The sequence below is a fragment of the Neisseria sp. P0021.S005 genome (genome assembly GCF_051956955.1).
Window position 1 is genome coordinate 1 of record NZ_JBQCWY010000533.1, and the last position, 2,135, is coordinate 2,135.

General features: G+C 48.9%; 2 protein-coding genes. Both read left to right on the forward strand.

Annotated features, from left to right (window positions below; all coding sequences use genetic code 11):
* Positions 1 to 1,097: ComEC/Rec2 family competence protein (locus ACTHUE_RS16505; RefSeq protein WP_440424010.1), on the forward strand; the 1,097-nt coding region annotated here is incomplete at its 5' end.
* Between the two features lie 304 nt (positions 1,098 to 1,401).
* On the forward strand, positions 1,402 to 2,022 hold the full coding sequence (locus ACTHUE_RS16510; RefSeq protein WP_107791964.1) for a phosphoribosylanthranilate isomerase: 621 nt from the start codon (positions 1,402 to 1,404) through the stop codon (positions 2,020 to 2,022).
* The last annotated feature ends 113 nt before the right edge of the window (positions 2,023 to 2,135 follow it).

The following is a 2,135-nucleotide window of genomic DNA, read 5'->3' on the forward strand; positions in this document are numbered from 1 at the left end:
TGCTGGGCTATTTGTTTGCTTCGTTACCTTTGCTCAGTCCGTTGGTTAATGCGCTGGCTATTCCTTGGTTTTCTTGGGTGTTGACGCCGTTGGCTTTGCTGGGTTCGGTTTTTCCGTTTGAACTTGTTCAGTTGGTAGCGGCATTTTTGGCGGAATATACTTTACGCGGTTTGGTATGGCTGGCTACGGTATCACCTGAATTTGCCGTCGCAGCGGCGCCCATGCCTTTGCTGGTGTTGGCAATGATGGCGGCTTTGCTGTTATTGTTACCTAAAGGCATGGGCTTGAAACCTTGGGCATGTCTGGTTTTATTGGGTTTTGTGTTTTACCGTCCTGCCAAGCTGGAGGAGGGGGTGGCAAGGGTTACGGTGATGGATGCAGGGCAAGGTTTGTCGGTGTTGGTGCAAACGCGTAACCGCAATCTTTTGTTTGATACAGGAACGGAGCAAGTGGCGCAAACAGGTATTGTGCCGAGTTTGAACGCTATGGGTGTGCGTCGTTTGGACAGCCTGATTTTGTCGCACCATGATATTGACCATGACGGCGGTTTTCAAAGCGTATCGGCTGTCGGTACCGATAAATTGCTTGCCGGACAACCTGAGTTTTATCCGAATGCAGAGTTTTGCCAAGAAGACAAATGGCAATGGGACGGCGTAGATTTCGAGTTGCTCAGGCCGTCTGAAAATGCGGGTAAGGAAGATAATGATCAAAGCTGCGTATTGCGTGTCGTGGCAAACGGCAAAGCTTTGTTGATAACCGGCGATTTGGGCGTGAAGGGCGAGGCAGGTTTGATTGAGAAATACGGCAATGCGCTGTATAGCCAAGTGTTGGTATTGGGACATCACGGCAGCAGCACGGCTTCGTCAGGCAGCTTTTTGCATACGGTTTCGCCACAATATGCCGTGGCATCCAGCGGCTATGCCAATGCCTACAAACATCCGACCGTTGCCGTACAAAATCGTGTCCGCGCGCACGGCATTACTCTGTTGAGAACGGATTTGTCAGGCGCGTTGGTGTTTGCTTTGGGACAGGGCGATATATTTCAAGGCCGTCTGAAAAAGGATAAGTTTTATTGGCAGAAGAAACCGTTTGAGTAAAAAGGCTAAAAGGCCGTCTGAAAGACTTTTTCAGACGGCCTTAATATTTTTTATTGACGGGCATTATCCAAATTTTGTGTGAATCCAATTGTGGATAGTTTGGTTTGATATTTGATAATAAAGAATAAATTAATTGTGATGAAAAAATAGGCAGTATAAGAACAGGGTAATAATCACAAAGTTATTAGCAATTATCGGCTGATGGTTGATTCAAAGTTTAAGGCCGTCTGAACCTGATATTTCATGTTCAGACGGCCTTAAACTTATATAATATCCGACCCATCTGTTTAAAAAGGCAATCCCCATGAACACCATACGCACCAAAATTTGCGGTATTACCCGACCTGAAGACGCGCTGGCCGCTGCCGAATTGGGCGCGGATGCCATCGGGCTGGTGTTTTACGCCAAGAGTAAACGGGCAGTGAATATTGAGCAGGCGCAGGCGGTTGTGAAAAATCTGCCGCCGTTTGTATCGGTGGTGGCCTTGTTTGTGAATGAAAACGAGCAAACCATCCGCGAGATTCTGCGTCAGGTGCCGATAGATATGATTCAGTTTCATGGCGATGAAGACGATGATTTTTGCCGTCGGTTTGACCGCCCGTATTTGAAGGCCGTGCGTGTACAGTCCGCAGCCGATATTCAGACGGCCTGTGCCAAATTTCCGAATGCACGCGCCTTGTTGTTTGATGCTTATCATCCGACCGAATACGGCGGTACGGGACAAAGTTTCGATTGGACCATGTTGCACGGCAATATCGGCAAACCGTGGATACTTGCCGGCGGATTGACTGCGGAAAACGTTGCCGAAGCGGTAAAAATCAGTGGCGCGGCGGCGGTGGATGTGTCCGGCGGCGTGGAGATCTCCGGCGGGGTTAAGAGCAGGGAGAAAATGGCGGCGTTTATTCAGGCAGTAAAGGCCGTCTGAAAATTTGTTTGAATGAAAAACAACCGGAATACAGATATGCAAGAGTCAATCGTTGAGTCCCACCCCTTCGCAGCCTTGTTGCCTCCGCAGGCAACGGTCATGATGATGGGGAC